17 protein-coding genes are annotated in these 22,582 nt (G+C 72.1%); 10 read left to right on the top strand and 7 right to left on the bottom strand.

Annotation, left to right across the window (positions count from 1 at the left end; genetic code table 11):
• Positions 1-132 precede the first annotated feature (132 nt).
• The 3 genes from ACIPTO_RS13905 to ACIPTO_RS13895 all read left to right on the top strand — a co-directional run bounded on the left by ACIPTO_RS13905 (position 133) and on the right by ACIPTO_RS13895 (position 4,032).
• Positions 133-2,349, top strand: coding sequence for a hypothetical protein (locus tag ACIPTO_RS13905; RefSeq protein ID WP_401191551.1), 2,217 nt, complete (start codon positions 133-135; stop codon positions 2,347-2,349).
• A gap of 171 nt (positions 2,350-2,520) precedes the next feature.
• The gene (locus tag ACIPTO_RS13900) at positions 2,521-3,438 is read left to right on the top strand and encodes an S-4TM family putative pore-forming effector (protein ID WP_401191549.1); all 918 of its coding nucleotides are present in this window, start codon (positions 2,521-2,523) and stop codon (positions 3,436-3,438) included.
• Positions 3,439-3,786: 348 nt separating this feature from the next.
• Positions 3,787-4,032 carry a hypothetical protein gene (locus ACIPTO_RS13895; RefSeq protein ID WP_366313781.1) on the top strand — a complete coding sequence of 82 codons (246 nt, stop codon included), beginning with the start codon at positions 3,787-3,789 and terminating at the stop codon, positions 4,030-4,032.
• 95 nt (positions 4,033-4,127) lie between these two features.
• Here the strand turns inward: ACIPTO_RS13895 and ACIPTO_RS13890 are convergent, their stop codons facing one another.
• Entirely contained in the window at positions 4,128-4,724 is a 597-nt protein-coding gene (locus tag ACIPTO_RS13890) for an NADPH-dependent FMN reductase (protein ID WP_401191547.1), read from the bottom strand.
• A gap of 350 nt (positions 4,725-5,074) precedes the next feature.
• On the opposite strand from ACIPTO_RS13890, the gene ACIPTO_RS13885 reads away from it, so the two are divergent.
• A complete protein-coding gene (locus ACIPTO_RS13885) occupies positions 5,075-5,593 on the top strand; it encodes a hypothetical protein (protein ID WP_366313777.1) in 519 nt (172 codons plus the stop codon).
• Positions 5,594-5,705: 112 nt separating this feature from the next.
• Positions 5,706-6,323, top strand: coding sequence for a class F sortase (locus tag ACIPTO_RS13880; protein WP_401191545.1), 618 nt, complete (start codon positions 5,706-5,708; stop codon positions 6,321-6,323).
• Between the two features lie 123 nt (positions 6,324-6,446).
• Here ACIPTO_RS13880 and ACIPTO_RS13875 read toward each other — a convergent pair whose 3' ends face one another.
• Genes ACIPTO_RS13875 through ACIPTO_RS13865 form a run of 3 tightly spaced genes read right to left on the bottom strand, consistent with a single transcriptional unit; the run spans position 6,447 to position 9,070 of the window.
• Entirely contained in the window at positions 6,447-7,094 is a 648-nt protein-coding gene (locus ACIPTO_RS13875) for a response regulator transcription factor (protein WP_366313773.1), read from the bottom strand.
• 52 nt (positions 7,095-7,146) lie between these two features.
• Positions 7,147-8,544 (bottom strand): sensor histidine kinase, encoded by a 1,398-nt coding sequence (locus ACIPTO_RS13870; RefSeq protein WP_401191543.1) that lies wholly within the window; start codon positions 8,542-8,544, stop codon positions 7,147-7,149.
• A gap of 10 nt (positions 8,545-8,554) precedes the next feature.
• A complete protein-coding gene (locus tag ACIPTO_RS13865; RefSeq protein ID WP_401191540.1) occupies positions 8,555-9,070 on the bottom strand; it encodes a hypothetical protein in 516 nt (171 codons plus the stop codon).
• Between the two features lie 358 nt (positions 9,071-9,428).
• Here ACIPTO_RS13865 and nirB point away from each other — a divergent pair, with 358 nt between their 5' ends.
• Together nirB and nirD are read left to right on the top strand one after the other, a co-directional pair.
• The gene (gene nirB / locus ACIPTO_RS13860; protein ID WP_401191537.1) at positions 9,429-12,044 is read left to right on the top strand and encodes a nitrite reductase large subunit NirB; all 2,616 of its coding nucleotides are present in this window, start codon (positions 9,429-9,431) and stop codon (positions 12,042-12,044) included.
• A complete protein-coding gene (nirD, locus tag ACIPTO_RS13855) occupies positions 12,041-12,409 on the top strand; it encodes a nitrite reductase small subunit NirD (protein ID WP_401191535.1) in 369 nt (122 codons plus the stop codon). Before nirB ends, nirD begins: the two co-directional genes overlap by 4 nt.
• A gap of 37 nt (positions 12,410-12,446) precedes the next feature.
• Here nirD and ACIPTO_RS13850 read toward each other — a convergent pair whose 3' ends face one another.
• Positions 12,447-13,373, bottom strand: coding sequence for an oxidoreductase (locus tag ACIPTO_RS13850; protein ID WP_401191532.1), 927 nt, complete (start codon positions 13,371-13,373; stop codon positions 12,447-12,449).
• 168 nt (positions 13,374-13,541) lie between these two features.
• On the opposite strand from ACIPTO_RS13850, the gene ACIPTO_RS13845 reads away from it, so the two are divergent.
• A complete protein-coding gene (locus tag ACIPTO_RS13845) occupies positions 13,542-14,054 on the top strand; it encodes an excalibur calcium-binding domain-containing protein (protein ID WP_401191530.1) in 513 nt (170 codons plus the stop codon).
• A gap of 130 nt (positions 14,055-14,184) precedes the next feature.
• Here ACIPTO_RS13845 and ppdK read toward each other — a convergent pair whose 3' ends face one another.
• The gene (ppdK, locus tag ACIPTO_RS13840) at positions 14,185-16,905 is read right to left on the bottom strand and encodes a pyruvate, phosphate dikinase (protein WP_401191527.1); all 2,721 of its coding nucleotides are present in this window, start codon (positions 16,903-16,905) and stop codon (positions 14,185-14,187) included.
• A gap of 406 nt (positions 16,906-17,311) precedes the next feature.
• On the bottom strand, positions 17,312-18,514 hold the full coding sequence (locus ACIPTO_RS13835) for an ROK family protein (RefSeq protein ID WP_366313759.1): 1,203 nt from the start codon (positions 18,512-18,514) through the stop codon (positions 17,312-17,314).
• Positions 18,515-18,592: 78 nt separating this feature from the next.
• On the opposite strand from ACIPTO_RS13835, the gene ACIPTO_RS13830 reads away from it, so the two are divergent.
• On the top strand, positions 18,593-20,131 hold the full coding sequence (locus ACIPTO_RS13830; protein WP_401191524.1) for an MGH1-like glycoside hydrolase domain-containing protein: 1,539 nt from the start codon (positions 18,593-18,595) through the stop codon (positions 20,129-20,131).
• Entirely contained in the window at positions 20,128-22,065 is a 1,938-nt protein-coding gene (locus ACIPTO_RS13825; protein WP_366313755.1) for a glycogen debranching N-terminal domain-containing protein, read from the top strand. The genes ACIPTO_RS13830 and ACIPTO_RS13825 overlap by 4 nt, the downstream gene beginning before the upstream one ends.
• Positions 22,066-22,582: the final 517 nt, after the last annotated feature.

The following is a 22,582-nucleotide window of genomic DNA, read 5'->3' as shown; positions in this document are numbered from 1 at the left end:
GACGAGGAAGCGGCCGGCCTCGCGTTCGCTTCGGTCCGCCGACGGACGTTCCGGGCGATACCGCACTCACGCGATCTCCTGGCCTGGCAGGCTGGCAGTCACCTTCCGAACCCTCCCGCCGAAGGGCTTCTCGTGCTGCATATTTCGCCGGAGGACATCGCGTCGATCCGGAATGTCTGTGGACAGGAGGTCGTCGATGAACTCCTGCGTCAGGGTGAGAAGTACGGCTGGTCCGAGCTTCGCCTTCGACGCCCGTTGTGGACCGCGACCGGCAGCAGCTACACAGGCGCCGTGCTCCTGGCGGCCTCCGTCGCACCCCCGCCCCACCAGCTCGTCATCAAGGTGATTCCCGCCGGAGCACCCGCCAGAGAGGTGCTTGCCCATACGGAAGCCCTGGATGCCGCGCCGGAGTTCTCACGCAACCACTTGGTCGGCCAGCCGTGTTCGCCTCTCGACCTTCCCGACGGCAGGACCGTGATGTTCCAGGAGGTCGCCGGGGACAGCCTGCTCGACGCCACACCGTCGGGGTCCCTGGTCCGGGAAGAACAGAACCAGGTAGTCACCACGGTGGTCCGGGGACTGCTGACCGAATGGAACGAAGCCACCCTGAGGCACGCCGTCCCGGTACAGATGAAGGTGTCCGAGTTCCTCCACCGTGAACTGGCCGACCTGTGGACGAGCGGCGGCTCCCTCCAGGCGTTCGGCCGGGGCCTGGGAGTCCTCGGTCCCTCGCTCCCTTGGCTCTACAGCGACGGCATGCGGGTGCCCAATCCGTATCTGCTGGTCAAAGACGCGCACCCCGCGCTCGCGGACCCGACGGTCCCGGTCCTGCGGGCGCTCGGTCACGGAGACCTCCACCTCGACAACATTCTCGTACCGCGGCTGGAGAAGGTGGCACAGCCGCACCTGTACCGCCTCATCGACATGTGCACCTTCAGCAAGAACGCGGATCTCGGTCGCGATGTGGCCACCCTGCTCCTGTCCACTCTGGTGCCACACGTGAACCACAGGCACGAACTGCCGCCCGACCAGCGGCATGCGCTCCTCAGGTTCATCGTCGACCCGGACGCCTCCCATCGCGCCGACATCGTCCCGGACGCCGCGGCCCGAGTGGCAGCCGTGCGCGACACCGCCCGCGAGGCGATGCGCCGCTGGAGGGACCCTTGGGACGTCCAGTTCCTGCTCTCGCTGACGGTGACGGCTCTACGGTTCACGACGTACACCAACATCAGCGAGGCCGGGCGCACATGGTTCGCGCGGCTGGCGGCCCACGCGAGCGGCGAAGTACTGGCACGGACTCAGGTGAAGGACGCCGGGGCCCGGCCACCGGTCCTGGAGCCGGGCCGGGACACCTTCACCATGGCGGGTTTCGGGCAGGCGGGCTCGGCTGGGCGCGACCGGCAAACAGACTTCGTGCCGGATCAGGAGCCTCGGCGCCGACGGTGGCAGACGGAGACAGGCGTACGGGACGACCGGGCCGTCGTCGGATTCGGCCCCCACCACACGGTGGTGGCCGTCGACGGCGAGGGCGGGATCCGCCGCTGGACCGCCTCCGGGGACCCGCTCCCCGGAACCAGCGGCCGCTCTCCCCGGCAACGACTCGGCCATCAGTCTCTGGTGGCCTCCCTGACGCACAGTGTGGTGGTGGCCCGCCCGAAGGAACTGGAGATCGTGCACTTCCCGCAGGCGGGCGGAGCCTTCCGGTCTCCGCCGGTCCCGTTGCAGAACGGCGACCACTTCCTGGTCACCAGCGGCGGCGACGTGTTCGCCACCCATGACAAGAAACACCTGACCGTCCGCGACTACGAGGACGGAGCACCGATCGAGGCACTGCCCTGCCCGCCCTCGATGGCCGCGAGCGCTGTCAGTATCGACGCATCCGTCGTGGCCATGGCCCGCTCGCGGGAGGTGCACATCCACCGGCGGGGCCGCCCGCCGCTCCGGCGGAGCGTGAGCAACAGCATTCCGCACCTCAGGAACAAGGTCCTCCAGATGATGACCCCCGATCCGGGTCTGCAACTCGCCGTCTCCCCTTCCGGCAGCCACGTCGGGTGCGTCACCTTCGAGGAGGTCGTCGTGTGGAGCACCGACGACGGGCGAGAGGTCTACCGCCGCAGACTCACCGACCGGGAGGCCGACGAAGCGCTCGGCGCGAAGTGGATGCGCCTGGTCTGTACCGAGACGGGCACGCTCTTCTGGCTCCGGCGGGGACGACTGTCCACCCCGACCATCGACGGCGGCACCCAGTTGCGCCAGTCCGGAACCTACGCGGACATCGCCATCGCCCGGGACGGCACGCTGATCGCCATGCTCAGCACCGAGGGACGGCTGGAGGTGTGGGACCTGTAACCCTCCGGTCCCCCGGTCCGCGCCAGGCCGCCGGCACTCGACCACCTCGGCGTCTCGGTCCGGCGCATGGCCGCAGCGGCGGCTGGGCATTACTCCCCACGCGGTCGGTACGCCGTCGGGCCGACCGCTGCGCACACGCGGCGGCGCGTCAGCGCATCCGGGGGGGAAGCCGTGACGGCACCGGGCACACCGATTTTCGAGCGGCAGAACGACCCCGACCTGCTGGTACTCCTCAAAGCGGCCTCTGTGTCGCACCATCGGGCCAAGCGGCTCGCCTCAGCGCACGTCTCGCTCTCGGTGTTCCTCGCCGCAGTGGGGGTGGCGGGTGTGTTCGCACCCGTGCTGAAGACACCGGGCACCCTGCTCGGTCTCCTGTGGGCACTCGCGTACGCGGCGGGGGCCCGGCTGTGGGGGGTCGGGGAGATGCGGCGCGCGGCTCTGCTCCAGGAGATGTTCGACATCCGCCTGCTCGGGCTCCCCTGGAACACCGTGGCGGCGGGCGGCGCCCCACCCGCCGCCCAGGAGGTGGGCCGAGTGGCGCGCCGGTACTCGGCACCCGAATCGCGGCTGCACGACTACTTCTACGAGGCCACCGCGCTGAGCCGCCCGCTGGACGTCTTCGCCTGCCAGTTGCAGACGCTCGCTTGGGGCGCCCGGGTACGCCGCCGGTACGCCACGACCGTCTCGTGCGGTCTGGTGCTCTGGAGCATGGCGGGCGTCGGAACCGGTCTCGCGCGGTCGATGACCGTGTCCGACCTGCTGCTCCACTGGTTCGTCCCGTCACTGGGACTTCTGCTGCTCGGCCTGGAGACCGCCGTGGCGCAGCGGGACACGGCCGGGGCTCGCGAGCACGCGGAGTCGGTGCTCCTGGCCGCGATGCGCGAGCACGTGTCGCGCGGGCGCCCTCCCGGGGATGTCCCGGGACTGCTCGTCCTTGCCCGACAGATCCAGGACGTACTGCTCCGGACCAGACTCGGGCAGGTCCGGGTGCCCAACTGGTTCTTCAGACGGTTCCAGGACTCGGACCGGGAGGACTTCGTACAGGCCATGCGGGAACTGGACCGGACGGCCGCCGACCCGGCGCTCTGACCGGAGCGGTCGCGGTGAAGTGAGCCCGTACGACGCCGGGCTCACCCCAGAGGACGTAGCGGAGGGGTTCGGTTCGACGGTGGGCTCGGTCGGGCGGGCGGTGTAGCGGTGCTCCTCGATCTTCACCCGCGCCTCCCCCGGCGGACGGACCGCCTTCCCCTGACGTGCACGCGGACGACCCGGTGCTGCGGCGCTTATGCCAGAGGCAGGTTCCCGTTCGGGTGAATCAGGGGGTGATTCACGTGGCGGCGGCGGTCCGGCACGGCGTTCTCGGTGATCGTTTGCGGTGTCGAACCGACCGGCGTGCCTGTTTTGCGGTGCGTCGTCCAGAGATCCTTGGGAGTAGTCATGCGTATGCGTTCCGCCCTGACCACGTCCGTCCTCGCCGTCGGCATCCTGCTCGGCGGCGCCGGTGCCGCCCTCGCCCACGACGACGGCGGGGTCGTCTCGGGCACCGGCTCGCAGGGCTCCGGCCACACCGACACCACCATGTTCGCCGGTGTCATCAACCACGTCGGTCCCGTCTACGCCTCGACCAGCAAGACGGACCACGACTGGGACCGCGGCACGTTCCAGGGCATCTTCGGTCACTGAGACGTCCGCCCGGCTCCGGCCGGGCAGCGCACCGGGCCGTCCGTGACGGTGTGAAGGGGGCGGCCGACCTGTGTCGGCCGCCCCCTCGCCGTATGTCACCAGGTCAACGGCCGGGCCTGGCGCGCGTCCCGCAACGCCCGCCCCCACCACACCAGTTGGTCCAGCATCGCCTTCGCCGCCGCGTCCGGGGCCGCGGCGTCCCGGAGACGGCCCTCGTCGTCGAAGGCCGCGCCGGCGTTGTGGAAGGAGACGGTGTCGCGGACCGTCACGGCGTGCAGTTCGGCGAAGACCTGGCGCAGGTGCTCCACCGCGCGCAGGCCGCCCGCGAGGCCGCCGTAGGAGACGAGGGCGACGGGCTTGGCGCGCCACTCCGTGAAGTGCCAGTCGACGAGGTTCTTGAGGCCGGCCGGGAAGGAGTGGTTGTACTCGGGGGTGAGGACGACGAAGGCGTCGGCCGAGGCGAGTTTCGGGGTGATGCCGGCGAGTGCGGCCGTGGCCTCCGGGGTCGGGGCGAGGGTCGTGGGCAGGTGGCCGGTGTCGGCGACGTCGACGACCTGGACGGTGAGGTCGAGGTGGTCGCGGACATGGGTGAGGAGCCAGTCGGCGACGACCGGGCCGAAGCGGCCGTGGCGGTTGCTGCCGATGACGACGGTGACGTTCAGCGGCGGCGCGGGGGTGAGGTCGGTGTCCATGCGGGCAGCCTGGTACCTCAACCATTGTTCAGGTCAAGGGCGGCCGTCTTTCCCGGGGTTCTCCGCCGCCCGCCGCCGCTCTCCCCGTCCTACACCGCCCCGCCCCGCCCTCCCCTGACGCCCGGTCACCCGTTCACACGCGCCGCTTGCGCTCTTCGGGTTCTTCTCCCGGACGGGTTCGCGCGGACCCGCCGCACCTCTATGACCTGCCGAAACGGCGGCGGGTGTGGGCCGACCGGGCGGCTTCCCGACACCCGTTCACCGCATTTCCGACGCCCGCTCAGGAAGCGGGCTCGGCCCGGTGCCACTTACCTCGGAAGGGCAGCCACCCACAGCTCGGAGGAGCACCGATGCGTCGTACCGCCCGTCTGCTGACCGGCACCGCGCTCGCCGTCGCCGCCGCGGGTCTCGCGACCGCACCGGCGTACGGCGGCGAGACCGGCAGCCTGGAGGTGTTCCCTTCGAGCGCCGTGCCGGGCGGCGACGTCACGGTGAACACGGCGGCGTGCGGCGACGACGGTACGGCCGCCGGTGACGCCGGCGCGGTGGGCGCCGGCACGTTCACGCTGGCGCCGAGCGCGCACGAGGGCGACGCGATCGGGCAGTTCAAGGTGCCGCCGAGTGCGCAGCCGGGGACGTACGAGATCGTCGCGAAGTGCGCGGACGGCCGGGAGGTCTCCGGCGATCTGATGGTGACGCTGGCCTCGATGCGGCAGCAGGTGCAGCCGCGGGGCAGTGTGAAGACGGGGGTCGGTGGCGCGTTGGGCCCCGACCCCGTGCAGACCGCGGCCGGTGTGGCGGCTCTCGCCGTCGCCGCCGCGGGCGGTACCTGGCTCCTGCATCGCCGGGCGAGAGGCGACAGGTTCTGACGGACACCCTCCGCTGTCCGTCCGCCGGTACCGCATGTCCCCTCCCCCTCCGGGTCCGACGCCCCTCGCGACCCGGAGGGGGCGCGGGGCAGTTACGGGAGAGGGGTGCGCAATGCGACTCGGCAACACCGCGATAGGGGCCGTCACCGTGGTCGCCCTGTGCACGGGCGCGTGGCTGCTGGCCAACGGCTCGGAGACGAACTCCCCGCCGCAGCCGTCCGCCGCCGAGGCCAGGCCGGACCCGGTCGCCGGGCGCACCGCGGCCCGTCCGCTGCCGCCGTCGCCGCCGGACCGCATCCGTATCCCGGCCATCCATGTGGACGCCCCCCTGATGGGCCTCGGACTGACCTCCACCGGCAGCCTGGACGTGCCCCCGGCCGCGAAGAAGAACCTCGCGGGCTGGTACGAGGCGGGCACGACCCCCGGTGAGACGGGTACGGCGATCGTCGCCGGCCATGTCGACAACGCCGACGGCCCTGCCGTCTTCTACGACCTCGGCGCCCTGAAGAAGGGCGGCACGATCGAGTTGGACCGGTTGGACGGGAGCGTCGCGCTGTTCACAGTGGACGCGGTCGAGGTGTACCGGGCGAGCCGCTTTCCGGACCAGAAGGTGTACGGGGCCGCGCGGCGGCCCGAGTTGAGGGTGATCACCTGTGGGGGCGGGTATTCGCGGGCGACGGGATATCAGGGGAACGTCGTCGTCTTCGCGCACCTGAGCGGGAACCGGTGAGCCGGTGAGCCGGTGAGCCGGTGAGGGCGAGGCTGTACTTGGTCCGCTGGTGCGTCGGGGCTGGTCGCGCGGTGGTCCGGGATGCCGACCGATTCGGCGTCGGCGTCGAACCGGTCGGCGTCGTCAGCGGATCGTCTCCAAGTAGCGGAGCACCGCGAGCACTCGGCGGTTTCCCGTCTCCGTCGGGGGCAGGTCGAGCTTGGTGAAGATGTTCGCCACGTGCTTCTCCACGGCTCGTTCGGAGACGGTGAACGCGGTGGCGATCGCGTGGTTCGTGCGGCCCTCCGCCATGAGGGCGAGGACCTCGCGTTCGCGGGGCGTGAGGGTGTCGAGGGCGGTGGACCGCCGCGCGGCGCCGAAGAGTTGGGCCACCACCTCGGGGTCCAGCGCGGTACCGCCGGCCGCCACGCGTTCCAGCGCGCCGACGAACTCCCCGATGTCCACGACCCGTTCCTTGAGGAGATATCCGAAACCGGCCGGGTTGCCGAGGAGTTGGGCCGCGTGCGTCGTCTCGACGTACTGCGAGAACAGCAGGACACCGGTCCCCGGGTGCCGCTCGCGCAGTTCCACGGCGGCGCGTACGCCTTCGTCGGTCTGGGTGGGCGGGAGGCGGATGTCCACGACGGCGACGTCCGGTTCGTGTGCCGCCACCGCGGTGAGCAGGGCCTCGGCGTCGTCCACCGCCGCGGCCACCTCCACGTCCCGCAGCCGGAGCAACTGGACCAGGCCGTCGCGCAACAGGGCCGAGTCCTCGGCGATGACGACGCGCATGCCGCTCCGTTCGGGTGGGGTCCGGCCGGGTCGGGTCGGCCCGGGCACGGGGTCAGCCGTGGGGCAGGTCGACCGTGACCACCGTAGGGCCTCCGGGTGGGCTGTCGCAGGTCAGTGTGCCGTCGACCGTGCGGACCCGGGCCAGCAGGCCGGTGAGTCCGGAACCGGCGCCGACCGTCGCGCCGCCCTGTCCGTCGTCGGTGACGCGCAGCCGCAGGACGCCGTCGCGGGCGGTGACGTCGACGGCGGCGGCCGTGGCGCGGGCGTGTTTCGTGGCGTTGGCGAGGAGTTCGGCGGCGCAGAAGTAGGCGATGGTCTCGACGGCCGGGGTGGGGCGGGTACCGATGTCGGTGGTGAGGGCGACGGGGAGGGCGCTGTCGGCGGCGAGGGTGGTGAGGGCGGCGGGCAGTCCCTCGTCGAGTACGGGCGGGTGGATGCCCTTGACCAGGTGGCGCAGGTCGGAGATGGCCTGGGTGGCGTTGCCCCGCGCGGTGTCGACGACGGTGAGGACGCGGTCGGGTGCGGCGCCCGCGGTGACCAGTTCCCGGATCAGGGTGAGATGCATGGCGAGGGCGACGAGGCGGGCCTGGGTGCCGTCGTGCAGGTCGCGTTCGATACGGCGGAGGGTCTGCGCGGCGTCGTCGACGGCCCGGGCGCGGGTCTCCTCCAGGGTGCGGATGCGGCGGGTCGCGGCGTCGGGGCCGAGCAGCACGGTCATCAGGGCGCGCTGCGGGCCGAGGGCGTAGCGCAGGATCAGGGGGGCGACGGCCAGCAGCAGCAGACCTGTTGTGAACGGAATCAACCAGCGCGGCCAGGAGTCGAGCTGCTGCCCGAAGAACGCCAGTGACACCCGGTGGGTCGAGCCGTCGGCGCTGTGAACCGTGTTGTAGTTCCAGCGCTTGAGCAGCGGGTGCAGGGTGAACAGGACGCCGTAGACGTAACCGATGACGACGGCGGCGTACGCGAAAACGGCTGTGAACGGAGTCAACAGGGCGCAGCCCACCGCTCGCCAGCCGGTTCGGTCGAGCAGGATGCCACGCCGCCACCCGAGGATCGCGGAGGCGCCACCGGTCCCGGTGCCGGTCATGCCGGGCATGCCTGTGCCGGTCCTGCCGCTGCCGCTCCCGTCGACCCCACCGCCCCCGCCGGCTTCCGCTCCCGGCCCGCCCGGCCGCTCGATCTCCAGGCCGAGCAACCGCTGCGCGAGACCCCGTTGCAGCGCGCCCAGCGCGAGCGCGCCGCGCACGGTGACCGCCAGCAGCCACAGGCCGAGCGTGGTCACCGACAGCGCTCCGCCGAACACTAGCCCGACGAGCGTGAGGAAGAAGCCGGCGAGGGCGAGCGGGAGGGCGATCACTCCGTAGAGGACGGCGGACAGGGCGCGGCGGCCGAAGGTGGCGGTGGCGAGGGAACGGAGACGGGAACGGAGGCGGGAGCGGAGGCTCGGCATGGGGATCAACCTAGGAGAGGAGCGACCGGGCGACACGGAACTGCACGGCGGTCAGGCCGCGCACCGCCCACGGCATCAGCAGCAGGAAGCCGATGCCGCCGACCACCGCGTGGAAGGCCCAGGCCCCGGCGAAGGTGGGACCGCCCCAGGCGCCGGAGTAGTCGTCGCCCGCGCGGAGCGGCCAGCCGATGTTGAGGGGCACGATCGCCCAGCCGTAGAGCGTGATGAAGGCGGTGACCAGGTTGAGGGGCGTGGCGAGGAGGGCGTGGGGCAGGCCGCCCGCGCGGGGCCTGCCGGGGAGGCCGGTGGGACCGGTGGGGTCGGTGCGGTCGGGGGCGAGGAAGCGGTGGACGAGGCCGCGCTGCCAGCGGGCCGTGGGGGCGCCGAGGAGGGCGAGCGGGATGCAGGCGAGGTCGAGCGGGAGGGCGAGGAGCGCGTAGGCGGTGCGGCGCCAGGTGGCGGCGGTGAACGGTGCGTGGACGAGGTCGCGGACGTGGGTGGAGGTCGGGTCCGGGGCGGTGGTCATGGTGCGTCCCCCTGCACATGGGTCGGCGTACGTGGAGCCGGTTACGTGGAGTCGGTCTGTGTGGAGTCGGTTCTCCGTGTGTCGGCGCAGTCCGTGTGAACTGCTGTGAACCGATGTCTCCAGCTTTCCGGCGCCGCCCGCCGTACACGATGGTGCCTGCACGGGACCTGGGGGTTCGGTTAACCGAACCGGCGCGCGCCGACTCCGCCCCGGCCCCGCCCCGACCCCGGCCTCACACTCCTCCCCGGCGCGCCCCCAGCTCCCTCACACCCCCCGCACGCTTCCGCTGAGGGCAGCGTTCCTCGCGGGAAACAGGGGTGATGCGGTCGGGTAACACCGGAGTCGCAGGCTCCTCGGCATGACCTCGAATCCGCCTGTGGTGCCCACCCTCGTGCTCGTCGGCCACGGCATGGTCGGTCAGCGCTTCCTCGAAGCGCTCGCCGAGCGCGGCCTGACCGGCACGCACCGCGTGGTCGTGCTGTGCGAGGAACCCCGCCCGGCCTACGACCGCGTCCAGCTCACCTCGTACTTCGCGGGCCGCACGCCCGCGGAACTCTCGCTCACGGACGCGGAGTTCATCAGCGATCACGGGATCGAGCTGCACGTGGGCGACCCGGCGGAGTCGATCGACCGCGTGTCGAGGACGGTGACGGCCCGCTCGGGACTGTCGGTCGCGTACGACGTCCTCGTCCTGGCCACCGGCTCGTACCCGTTCGTGCCGCCGGTCCCCGGCAAGGACGCCGAGGGCTGCTTCGTGTACCGCACGATCGAGGACCTGCTCGCGATCGAGGCGTACGCCGGGTCGCGGGCGACGACGGGTGCCGTGGTGGGCGGTGGACTGCTCGGCCTCGAAGCGGCCGGTGCGCTGAAGGGGCTCGGACTCACCAGCCACATCGTGGAGTTCGCGCCGCGGCTGATGCCGGTGCAGATCGACGCGGGCGGCGGCGCCGCGCTCCTGCGCACCGTCGAGGACATGGGCCTGACGGTCCACACGGGCGTCGGCACCCAGGAGATCCTGACCGGCGCGGACGGTGCCGTCACCGGCATGAGGCTGTCGGACGGCTCCGAACTCCGCACGGACATGGTGGTGTTCAGCGCCGGAGTCCGTCCCCGCGACCAACTCGCCCGCGCCTGCGGCCTGTCGGTCGGTGAGCGCGGCGGCATCGCGGTCGACGAGCAGTGCCGTACGGTCGACGACCCGCACGTGTTCGCGATCGGCGAGTGCGCGCTGGCGGCGGACGGCCGGGTGTACGGGCTGGTGGCGCCCGGTTACGAGCAGGCGGAGACGGCCGCCGCGACCATCGCGCGGGACGAATCGGCGTTCACCGGCGCCGACTTGTCGACCAAGCTGAAGCTGCTCGGGGTGGACGTGGCGTCCTTCGGCGACGCGCACGGCGCCACCGCGGACTGCCTCGACGTCGTCTACTCGGACGCGCGGGCGGGGACGTACAAGAAGCTGGTGATCGGCCGGGGCGGTGAGCTGCTGGGCGGGATCCTGGTCGGCGACGCGGACGCGTACGGCACGCTCCGCGCGTTCACGGGGTCCGTACCGCCGGTCTCCCCCGAGCAGTTGGTGCTTCCGGCCGGTTCCGGGGACGCCGTGCAGCTGGGGCCCTCGGCGCTGCCCGACGCGGCGGTCGTCTGCTCGTGCCACAACGTCAGCAAGGGCGCGGTCCGCGGCGCCGTCACCGAGCACTCCTGCACGAGCGTGCCGGAGGTGAAGAAGTGCACCAAGGCCGGTACGGGCTGCGGGAGTTGCGTCAAGGTGCTCGGCCAGCTGGTCACCGCCGAGCTGGAGGCGAACGGCGTCGAGGTCGACAAGGGGCTGTGCGGCTGCTTCGCGCAGACCCGGGAGGAGCTGCACGAGATCGTCCTCGCGCTGCGGATCGCCTCCTACCAGGATCTGCTGGACCGCTACGGCCGTCCGGGCGCCCGGGGCGGGGACGGCTGCGAGATCTGCAAGCCGACGGTCGCCTCGGTGATCGCCTCCCTCGCCCCGGTGATCGGCGCGAGCGGCTATGTCCTGGACGGCGAGCAGGCGGCGCTTCAGGACAGCAACGACCACTTCCTAGCCAACCTGCAGAGGAACGGCTCCTATTCGGTCGTCCCGCGTGTCCCCGGCGGCGAGATCACCCCGGAGAAGCTCATCGTGATCGGCGAGGTGGCCCGCGACTTCGGCCTCTACACGAAGATCACCGGCGGCCAGCGCATCGACCTGTTCGGCGCGCGGGTGGAACAACTCCCGCTGATCTGGGCCCGGTTGGTGGACGCAGGCTTCGAGTCCGGGCACGCGTACGGAAAGGCGCTGCGGACCGTCAAGTCCTGCGTGGGACAGACCTGGTGCCGCTACGGCGTCCAGGACTCGGTCCGGATGGCGATCGAACTGGAGCTGCGCTACCGGGGGTTGCGCTCCCCGCACAAGCTCAAGTCGGCGGTGTCGGGCTGTGCCCGCGAGTGTGCCGAGGCCCGGTCGAAGGACTTCGGGATCATCGCCACCGCGGCCGGCTGGAACCTGTACGTCGGCGGCAACGGCGGCGCCACTCCGCGCCACGCGGACCTGCTGGCGAAGGACCTGTCCGATGCCGAACTGGTGCGCCTGATCGACCGGTTCCTCATGTTCTACATCCGCACGGCCGACCGGCTGGAGCGCACGAGCGTGTGGCTGGAGCGGATTCCGGGCGGCCTCGACCATGTGCGGGAGGTGGTCGTGGCGGATTCCCTCGGTATCTGCGGGGAGTTGGAGGCGCTGATGGCCGCGCATGTCGACGGGTACCGCGACGAGTGGGCCGCGACCGTCGAGGACCCCGGGAAGCTGGCCCGGTTCGTGTCGTTCGTGAACGCGCCCGACACTCCGGACCCGGTCGTCGGCTTCGTGCCCGAGCGCGACCAGATCAAGCCCGACCTGCCGCTGCTGGCCATCGGCATGCGGCCCCAGCAGTCCGCAGACGTCCTGGAAGGAAGCGCCCAGCGATGACCCTGGCCCCCGAGACGACCGACCTGAAGGTCCAACTCCAGCTCGCCGAGGGCTGGTTCACGATCTGCGACCTCAGCCTGCTCACGCCCGGCCGCGGGGTGGCGGCCCTGCTGCCCGACGGCTCCCAGGTCGCCCTGTTCCGCGACCGCTCCGGCAGTCTCTACGGCATCGACAACCGCGACCCGTTCAGTGGCGCGGCGGTCCTCTCACGCGGCCTGACCGGTACCCACCGGGGCCGCCCGTTCGTCGCGTCGCCCCTGCTCAAGCAGCGGTTCGACCTGATCTCCGGCGCATGCCTGGACGACGCGGCGGTACGGGTGGCGACGTACGGGGTACGGGCGAACCCGGTGCCGGACCGGCCGTGACGCCCCGTCGCCGCGCCGCGCAGCACGACGGGGCCGGTCAGGCCTTGAGCCGGTCGTGGACGACTCCGGTCAGCTCCTCCGAGGCGGCCCACAGGCGTCGCCCCATCGCGTCGTCGAGGGTCCAGGGGGCCCGCCAGGACCGGGCCGGCGACCCGCGCCACATCGCGACACGGGGGCCGAGGAACGCGTCAGGCCGGACGCCGGGGGCGGTGGCGGCGTGGAGGGAGGGCAGCGCACCGGCCTCCGCGGACTGGGCGAGGACGCGGTTGCCGAGCTCCATGAGCCGTTCGGCGCCCTTGCGGCCCTCCGCCCGCGGGCCCGCGGTCTGGAGGTTGGTGGCCGCGTAGCCGGGGTGGGCGGCGGCCGCGACCACCCGGGAACCGGCCGCCGCGAGCCGCCGTGCCAGCTCGTGCGTGAAGAGCAGGTTGGCGGTCTTCGAGCGCGCGTAGGCGGTCCAACGGCCGTACCGGCGCTCGCTGTCGAGGTCGTCGATGTCGATGTCGGCGAGCACGTGCATGAAGCTGGAGAGGGTGACGATCCGGGCGGCGGGCGCGTCGAGCAGCGCGGGCAGCAGCAGTCCGGTGAGGGCGAAGTGCCCGAGGTGGTTGACCCCGAAGTGCGTCTCGAAGCCGTCCACCGTCGTGCCGCGGGGCAGCGCCATCACCCCGGCGTTGTTGACGAGCAGATCGAGCCGCTCGTAGGGGAACCTGGCCGCGAACTCCCGTACGGAGGACAGGTCTGCGAGGTCCAGTCGGGCGAACTCGGCCTCGGCGCCCGGTACTTCGGCGACGATCCGGTCGGCGGCCTCGCTCCCCCGCGCCTCGCTGCGGCAGGCGAGCACGACCCGGGCGCCGCGGCGGGCCAGTTCGCGCGCGGTGATGTGGCCGATCCCGCTGTTGGCGCCGGTGACGACGGCGACCCGGCCGTGCTGGTCGGGGATGTCCTTCTCGTTCCAGCCGGACATGGGCGGGCTCCCTCACGAGCGTCGGCGAGCGGTCGGGAGATCAGCGTACGAGAGCCGGCGCCGCCGCTGTCACACCGAGCGACACCTCCATCACGAGATGGTCACTCCTCCCTCACCGCCCTCACCGGGGCAATACGGTCCATGTCTCACCGGACACAGGGGGACGAGATGACACATCCGTACGCCACACCACCCATGCCGCAGCCGCAGCCGCCGTTCCAGCCGGTCCGCCCGGCGCCCCGCTGGGCCCGCAAGCGGTATGTGCTGCCCGCCCTCGCGCTGGCCTTCCTCATCGGCATCGGCGCGGGCGGCTCGGGCCAGGACACGAAGACCGACACGAAGACCGACACGACGGCCGACGCGAAGCCGGCGGCGGCCGGTCCGCGGCCGACGGCGACCGTCACGGCGACGGCGACGGAGACCGCCACTCCGGCCCCCGCCCCCACGGTCACCGAGACGAAGACCCTCAAGGTCACGAAGACGGTCACCGCCGCCGCCGTGGACAGCGGCTCCGGTTCGGGCTCCGGTTCCGGTTCGGGCGGCTCCGGCTCCGGTGGCGGCAGCGCCTACTACCAGAACTGCACCGCGGCCCGCGCGGCCGGTGTCACGCCCCTGCACGTGGGCGACCCGGGCTACGACTCCCACCTCGACCGGGACGGGGACGGGGTCGCCTGCGAGTGACACCGACGGCGGAGCGGGCGGCACCCCCCGCACAGGGGTGCCGCCCGCTCCCGTGATCCGGAACCGCCGCCGCGTCGGTGAGGGTCGCGCCGGCCGGCGGGAGTCCCGGGGGTCCTGGATCCCGTACGCCCTACCGGTGGTCGCTCCCCTGCGCCACCGAGGCCGCACGCCCCGCCTCCAGCCGGGCCACCGGGATGCGGAACGGGGAGCAGGAGACGTAGTCCAGTCCGACCTCGTGGAAGAAGTGGACGGACTCGGGGTCGCCGCCGTGTTCGCCGCAGACGCCGAGCTTCAGGTCCGGGCGGGTCTCGCGGCCCGCCTTCGCGGCGAGTTCGACCAGGGAGCCGACGCCGTCGCGGTCGATCGTCTCGAAGGGGCTGACCCCGAAGATGCCCTTCTCCAGGTAGGCCGTGAAGAAGGAGGCCTCCACGTCGTCGCGGCTGAAGCCCCACACCGTCTGCGTGAGGTCGTTCGTGCCGAAGGAGAAGAACTCGGCGGCCTCGGCGATCTGGCCCGCTGTCAGGGCGGCGCGCGGGAGTTCGATCATCGTGCCGATCGACAGCTTCAGGGAGGTGCCGGTCGCGGCCTCGACCTCGGCGACGACCTGGTCGGCCTCCTCGCGGACGATCTCCAGCTCCTGGACCGTGCCGACGAGCGGGATCATGATCTCGGCGCGCGGGTCGCCCTTGGCCGCCTTGCGCTCGGCGGCGGCCTCGGCGATGGCCCGCACCTGCATGGTGAACAGGCCGGGGATGACCAGGCCCAGGCGTACGCCGCGCAGGCCCAGCATCGGGTTCTGCTCGTGCAGCCGGTGGACCGCCTGGAGGAGGCGGAGGTCGTTCTCGTGGGACTCCTGGCGGGACTCGGCCAGTGCCACGCGGACCGACAACTCCGTGATGTCCGGCAGGAATTCGTGCAGCGGCGGGTCCAACAGGCGGACGGTGACCGGGAGTCCGTCCATCGCCTTGAACAGCTCGACGAAGTCGGCCTTCTGGAGCGGGAGAAGCGCCTTGAGGGACTCCTCGCGCTCGGTGTCCGTGTCGGCCAGGATCAGCCGCTCGACCAGTTCGCGGCGGTCGCCGAGGAACATGTGCTCGGTACGGCAGAGGCCGATGCCCTGCGCCCCGAAGCGGCGGGCGCGCAGCGCGTCCTCGGCGTTGTCGGCGTTGGCGCGGACCCGCAGCCGGCGTACGCGGTCGGCGTAGCCGATGATCCGGTGGACCGCCTCGACCAGTTCGTCGGCGTCGTCGGCGCCCGCGTGCATCCGGCCCTCGAAGTACTCGACGACCGGGGACGGGACGACCGGGACCTCGCCGAGGTACACCTTGCCGCTGGAGCCGTCGATGGAGATGACGTCGCCCTCCTCGACGACGTGCCCGCCCGGCACCGTCATCCGGCGCCGCTTGGTGTCGACCTCCAGCTCCTCCGCGCCGCAGACACAGGTCTTGCCCATGCCGCGGGCGACGACGGCCGCGTGGGACGTCTTGCCGCCGCGCGAGGTGAGGATGCCCTCGGCCGCGATCATGCCGTCGAGGTCGTCGGGGTTGGTCTCCCGGCGGACGAGGATCACCTTCTCGCCGGACCGCGACCACTTGACCGCGGTGTACGAGTCGAAGACCGCCTTGCCGACCGCCGCGCCCGGTGAGGCCGCGATGCCCCGGCCGACCTGCTGGACCTTGGCGTCCTCGTCGAAGCGGGGGAACATCAGCTGCGCCAGCTGTGCCCCGCTGACCCGCTGGAGCGCCTCGGCCTCGTCGATGAGTCCCTGGTCGACGAGCTGGGTCGCGATACGGAACGCCGCACCCGCCGTCCGCTTCCCCACCCGCGTCTGGAGCATCCACAACTGCCCGCGCTCGATGGTGAATTCGATGTCGCAGAGATCCTTGTAGTGGTTCTCCAGGGTCTCCATGATCCGCATGAGCTGGTCGTACGACGCCTTGTCGATCCGCTCCAGCTCCGCCAGGGGCACGGTGTTCCGGATGCCGGCGACGACGTCCTCGCCCTGCGCGTTCTGCAGGTAGTCGCCGTAGACGCCCTGGTGGCCGCTCGCGGGGTCGCGGGTGAAGGCGACGCCGGTGCCCGAGTCGGGGCCGAGGTTGCCGAAGACCATCGAGCAGACGTTGACGGCGGTGCCGAGGTCGTGCGGGATGCGTTCCTGGCGGCGGTAGAGCTTGGCGCGGTCGGTGTTCCAGGAGTCGAAGACCGCGTGGATCGCGAGGTCCATCTGCTCGCGCGGGTCCTGCGGGAAGTCGCGGCCCGCCTCGGCCTTGACGATCCGCTTGAACCGGGTGACCAGCTTCTTGAGGTCGGCCGCGTCCAGTTCGGTGTCGACGGTGACCTTCTTGGCGTCCTTGGCCTTGTCGAGCGCCTCCTCGAAGAGGTCGCCGTCGACGCCGAGGACGGTCTTGCCGAACATCTGGATCAGCCGGCGGTAGGAGTCCCACGCGAAGCGCTCGTCGCCCGCCTGCTTCGCCAGGCCCTGCACGGACTTGTCGGAGAGGCCGATGTTCAGGACGGTGTCCATCATGCCGGGCATCGAGAACTTCGCCCCGGAACGGACCGACACGAGGAGGGGGTCGTCGGCCTGCCCGAGCTGCTTGCCCATCGCCGCTTCAAGGGCGTCGAGGTGTGCACTCACCTCGTCACGCAGTGCCGCCGGCTCGTCCCCGCTGTCGAGGTACGTCTTGCACGCCTCGGTGGTGATGGTGAAACCCGGAGGGACGGGAAGGCCCAGGTTGGTCATCTCGGCGAGGTTGGCACCCTTGCCGCCGAGGAGGTCCTTGAGGTCCTTGTTTCCCTCGGTGAAGTCGTAGACGAACTTCACTACGTGGGGTTCTTTGTTTTCCGACACGGGTCTCGACTCCTCGGGACGCGGGTGGCTGCCCTGACGGCCAGGAACATACCCAGATCGAAGGCGCCTGGGTACGTCCACTTGCATGTCATGCGTCTGTAACCGGTAGTCCGCCAGCGGATCGAAAGTCAAAGCTCGGCAAGCGAATACCGCCGGATGTTTTCACTTCTTGAACGCGCCATGGATCACCGGCACACTTTTGCGCTCACATGAGCGGCTCACGGCTCGACTGTTTTCGATCGATGAACGATCAAAGGGTGGCACGGAGTGCCACCCTTTGGAGAAGTGCAGCCGCGCAAGATCCGCTCACCTGAGCGCCACCCCTATCAAAGGTGGCGAGAATCACGCTTCCACACCCGACCGGATTTCACCATCCGGACGCGTTCCCGCGACGGAAACGCGGACGTCACATCCCCAGCGCGAGCAGCCGCTCCTCGACCCGCTCCGGCGCGTACAGGTGCTCCACGACCATCGCCCCCGCCCCCACCAGCCCCGCCCGCTCACCGAGCCGGGAGGTCAGTACGTGCAGATGAGCGGTCGAGCGCGGCAGCGCCCGCTGGTACAGCAGCTCGCGCACGCCGGTGAGGAAGGACGTTCCCGCCAGGTCTCCGGCGATCATCAGCACACCGGGGTTGAGCAGCGTCACCACGGTCGCCAGGACGTCCCCGACCTGCCGTCCCGCCTCGCGGGCGAACGCCGCCGCTCCCGGGTGCCCCGACGCCAGCAGGTCCCGCACGTCCGAGCCGGACGCCGCCGGCACCCCGGACTCGGTCAGCCGTCGCGCCACGGCGCCGCCGCTCGCCACGGCGGCGAGACAGCCGTAGGACCCGCAACGGCACAGCGCCTGCGCGCCCGCCGGGACCCGGATGTGGCCGATGTCGCCCGCGCCGCCGTCGATCCCCCGGAAGACGGAGCCGCCGACCACGACCCCCGCGCCGATCCCCGTCGACACCTTGACCAGCACGAACGCCGAGCAGTCGGGGTGGCCGGTGCGCTGTTCGCCGTACGCCATGAGGTTGGCGTCGTTGTCGACCAGGACCGGGACCCGCGGGGCGCCGGTCCGCTCGGTGAAGGCACGGGCCAGCCGGCCTCTTATGTCGTAGCCGTCCCAGCCGGGCATGATCGGCGGCTGGACCACGCGGCCGGTCTCGCTGTCGACGGGTCCGGGCACCGCGAGCCCGATCCCGCAGACCTCGGCCGCCCGGTGCCCCGCCTTCTCCAGCAACTCGGCGAACCAGCCGCCGAGTTCACCCAGTACGGCGTCCGGCCCGTCCTCGATGACGAGCGTGCCGCCGTGCTCCGCGAGGATCTCGCCGGTGAGGGACAGGACGCACGCACGCGCGTGGCGGGTGTCCAGGTCCGCCGCGAGGACCACGGCGTGGGCGTCGTCGAACTCCAGGGTGATCGACGGCCTGCCGCCCAGCGGGGAGTCCACCGGGCCGCCCGCGCCCTCGCGCAGCCAGCCCGCGCGGAAGAGCCGGTCCAGGCGCTGGCCGACGGTCGCGCGGGAGAGTCCGGTCACCTGCTGGAGGGCGCCCCGGGTCGTCGCGCGCCCGGTGCGCACCAGTTCGAGCAGATCTCCGGCGCTCCCCTGACCTCGTCCCGTCATGCGCACCCCCTTGTGTTTCTCAACCCTGCATTACATATTGAGTTTTGCGTGTTAAATAGACGTAACCCTACGGTAGCCATGACCGAACCGGTCGGCACGACGTGTTTCGTGGAGTCCCGAGTGGATCGCACCGCCCAGCTCACCGCCCTCCCCGAGGAACGCACCTTCGTATACGATCCGCCGCCCCTGCCGACGTCCCTGCACCTCAGGGCCGCCGCGGTGCTGGAAGCGAACTGGACGGGCGCCTCGACCGTGCCCTCCCGTGGCCTGTACCCGCACCAGTGGTCCTGGGACTCCGCGTTCATCGCGATCGGTCTGCGGCACCTCTCGCCGCTGCGGGCGCAGCGGGAACTGGAGACGCTGCTCGCCGCCCAGTGGGGCGACGGCCGTGTCCCGCACATCGTCTTCAACCCCTCCGTGCCGCTCGACGCGTACTTCCCGAGCCCCGACTTCTGGCGCTCCTCGGCCGCGGGACACCCGGCGGGCGCCCCGCGCACCGTACAGACCTCCGGCATCGTGCAGCCACCGGTCCACGCGCTCGCCGCCTGGCTGGTCCACCGCGCCGACCCGGGCCTGTCCCGCGCGCGCGGCTTCCTCGCCGGCGTCTACCCCCGGCTGGCCGCCTGGCACCGCTATCTGCTGCACCGGCGGGACCTCGGCGGGGGCGGCCTCGCGTCCGTCGTGCACCCCTGGGAACAGGGTATGGACAACAGCCCTTGCTGGGACGCCCCGTTGAGCCGGATCACGCCCGCCCCGGCCCGCTCCTTCCGCCGCGCCGACCTCGACCACGGGGCCCCCGAGGACCGGCCCACGGACCTGGACTACGGCCGTTACGTGCGCCTCGCGACGGACTACCGGGACGGCCGGTACGCCGACGGGGCGGGCGAGTTCGCGGTGGAGGACCCGTCCTTCAACGCCCTGCTCATCGCCTCCGAGCACGCACTCGCCCGGATCGCACGGGAGTTGGGCGCGACCGGCACGGCCCGGCACGCGCGCGCGGAGCGGCTCACCGGGGTGCTCATCGACCGGCTGTGGGATCCGGCGGAGGGCATGTTCTTCTGCCGCGACGTACGCGGCGAGGGCCTGATGGCCGAGCGCAGCGTCTCAGGACTGATCCCGCTGCTCCTGCCCGACCTGCCCCGGGACATCGCCACCGCCCTCGTGCGGACGGCGTCCGGCCCGCACTTCGGCCTCGGCGTGAGCACCGGACTCCCGCCCAGCTACGACCTGTCGGGCGAGGCCTTCGATCCACGCCGGTACTGGCGCGGCCCGGCCTGGTTCAACACGGGCTGGCTGCTGGAGCGCGGCCTGCGGCTGCACGGCGAGCGGGCCCGGGCGGACGCGCTGCGCACGGCGTTCCTGGAGACGGCCGACGCCACCGACTTCGCCGAGTACGTCGACCCGTACGACGGCGAGGCGTGCGGCGCGACCGGCTTCAGCTGGACCGCCGCACTGACCCTCGATCTGCTCCACGAGCCCCCCGGACCCGGCGTGTCCGGCGCGGGCCCCGGCACGTTCGACAGGCGTGGCACAGAAGCGCGCGACACAGAGGTGACCGAAGCGAACGGCGGCGAGGCCGAGGTCGCAGGCGGAGTCAAGGGAGGGGACCGGGGATGACGGACCGGCATCATCTGCTCGTGCACGGCGGGACGTTCGCGGCCGTGGGCGACGGCGGGGACATCAGCGGCGTACGGGGCGGCAGTTCCCCGGACGGGTTATTCGTCCGGGACGCCCGGCACCTGAGCCGCTGGCAGCTGACGGTGGACGGCGCGGTGCCGGAGGCGCTGACGCCGGTGGCCGACGGGGATCTGGCGCGCTGTGTCCTCGTCCCGCGCGGTGGCCGCCAGGAGCCGCCCGCGCACACGCTCTTCCGTGAACAGGCCGTGGGCGACGGCGCGTTCGTCGAGTCGCTGAAGGTGACGAGCAACCGCCCGGTGCCGACCACGGTCCGGCTCGCGGTCACCGCCGACGCCGACTTCACGGACCAGTTCGAACTCCGCTCCGACCACCGCACCTACGCCAAGACCGGCGTCACCCGCTCCCGCCATGTCCTGGAGGACGGCGTGGAGTTCGCCTACCAGCGCGGCGAATGGCACTCCCGTACGACGGTCACGGCCGAGCCCGCGCCCGACGGCGTCGAGGAGACCGGCACCGGCGCCCGCCGCCTGGTGTGGACGCTGGACCTCGAACCGCACGGCACCGCCGAGCTGACCCTGCGCGTCCTGGCCCGCCCGCACGGCGACGAGCGGGCCCGCCGGGTACCGCGCTCACCGTCCGCGCTGAATGATCAACTCATGGCGCTGGAGGGCGAGTTCGTCCAGGGCGTCGCCTTCCCCACCGGCTGGCCGGAGCTGGCCGCCGCCTGCGCGCGGGGCCTGGCGGACCTGGCCTCGCTCCAGGTCCCGGCGAAGGGCCCGGACGGCGAGGAGCTGCGCGTACCGGCGGCGGGGGCCCCGTGGTTCCTGACCCTGCTGGGCCGCGACGCCCTCCTGACCTCCCTCTTCGCGCTCCCGTACCGCCCCGGACTCGCCGCCGCCACCCTGCCCGCGCTCGCCGCGACCCAGGCGACGGCCGTGGGCCCCGAGTCGGTCTCCCAGCCCGGCAAGATCGTGCACGAGGTGCGGCACGGCGAGCTGGCGCACTTCGGGCAGGTGCCGTACGGGCGGTACTACGGCTCGGTCGACGCGACCCCGCTGTTCCTGGTGCTGCTCGGCGCGTACGTCGAGCAGACCGGCGACTCGGCGCTGGCCCGGCGCCTGGAGCCGCACGCCCGCGCCGCGATCGGCTGGATGCTGGACCACGGCGGCCTGACGTCCCGGGGCTACCTGGTCTACCGCGCCGACGAGGGCGGCCTGGCCAACCAGAACTGGAAGGACTCCCCCGGCTCGATCTGCGGCGCCGACGGCACGCGGGCGAGCGGGCCGGTGACGGCGGCGGGGGCGCAGGGGTACGCGTACGACGCGCTGCGCCGCACGGCGTGGGTGGCGCGGACGGTGTGGGAGGACCAGACGTACGCGGCGCTCCTGGAGCAGGCCGCGTCCGACCTGCGGGACCGTTTCCAGCGGGACTTCTGGATGCGGGAGCACTCCTTCCCGGCGCTGGCCCTGGACGGCGAGGGCCGCCAGGTGGACGCGCTGGCGTCGGACGCGGGCCATCTGCTCTGGTCCGGGCTGCTGGACAAGGAGTACGGCGAACTGGTCGGCCGCAGGCTCCTGGCCCCGGACTTCTTCTCGGGCTGGGGCGTCCGGACGCTGGCGTCGGGCCAGGCGGCGTACCACCCGCTCTCCTACCACCGGGGTTCGGTCTGGCCGCACGACAACGCGCTGATCACCCTCGGCCTGGCCCGCTACGGCCTGCACGACGAGGCCCGGACGGTCGCGCACGCGCTGGTCGACGCGGCGACGGCGACCGGTCACCGTCTCCCGGAGGTCCTCGCGGGCTACGGCCGTGACACCCGTCCCGAGCCGGTTCCCTACCCGCACGCGTGCGTCCGGGAATCCCGTTCGGCGGCGGCCCCGTTGGCGCTGCTCACGGCGGTCGGGGGCGCGTGACACAACGGTGATAAGGCGTTTGCCGGGTGTTTGCCCAGTTCCGTGAACAGGGGCCCGGGGCGACTCGTACGGAAGAGCGGCGGTCCTGCCTCCCCATCGGACCGCCCCTCTCCTCCGATCACGGGCCTCGCACGGAAGGACCTCCGGGTTGCCTCAGCACACGAGCACACGCCAGACAGCGAAGACGGCCGGGGCAGCCGATAGCGAGGTACTGCCGCCGGACACCGCCGAGGAACCGGCACCGGACGCCTCCGGCACGAAGGAGACCGGGTCAGGGGCGGACGACGGGGGTTCCGCGGGCGCGGGGACCGGCGCCGTGAACGAGACCGAGCCCACTGCCGAAGCCGACGCCGACGCGGGTGCCGAGTCCGAGTCCGGGGCCGGGGAAGCGCCGTCCGACGCCACGGCGAAGCCCGCCTCCGGAACCGTGCCCAAGGCCGCGTCCGGCGCCACCGAGTCCGGAACGACCGAGCACGCCGACACCACCCCCGACTCCAGCACCCCGGACTCCACCGAC

It is taken from the genome of Streptomyces sp. NPDC090083 (assembly GCF_044747445.1).
GTDB lineage: Bacteria > Actinomycetota > Actinomycetes > Streptomycetales > Streptomycetaceae > Streptomyces.
The sequence above is the reverse complement of the archived record's forward strand: the minus strand, read 5'-3'. Positions and strand labels throughout refer to the sequence as shown.